Origin of the sequence: Serratia sp. Je.1.23.a, from assembly GCF_051129805.1 — a bacterium.
In the GTDB taxonomy this organism is placed as follows: domain Bacteria; phylum Pseudomonadota; class Gammaproteobacteria; order Enterobacterales; family Enterobacteriaceae; genus Serratia; species Serratia liquefaciens.
The window spans coordinates 1-253 of the sequence record NZ_JBCPSR010000098.1 but is presented as its reverse complement, the minus strand read 5'-3'; the positions used below and the strand labels follow the sequence as shown (position 1 = coordinate 253).

The following is a 253-nucleotide window of genomic DNA, read 5'->3' as shown; positions in this document are numbered from 1 at the left end:
CAATTTATCAGACAATCTGTGTGGGCACTCCACAAGACGATATCCAGAACCTTCGGGTTCAAAAAAATATCAAGTCTTGAAGAGTGACCAAGCAGTAATTCATTTAGTTGAATTATTACGAAAGTTATTTTCGAGCATCGCTTCACGAGTTGAAGCAAATCAAGCTTTTAATTGAAGAGTTTGATCATGGCTCAGATTGAACGCTGGCGGCAGGCCTAACACATGCAAGTCGAGCGGTAGCACAGGGAGCTTG

Annotated in this window: 1 rRNA gene; it reads left to right on the top strand. The window is 42.3% G+C overall.

What is annotated here, in order from left to right:
* Nucleotides 1-168 precede the first annotated feature (168 nt).
* Nucleotides 169-253 (top strand): 16S ribosomal RNA (locus AAZT04_RS26355); the annotation flags it as partial.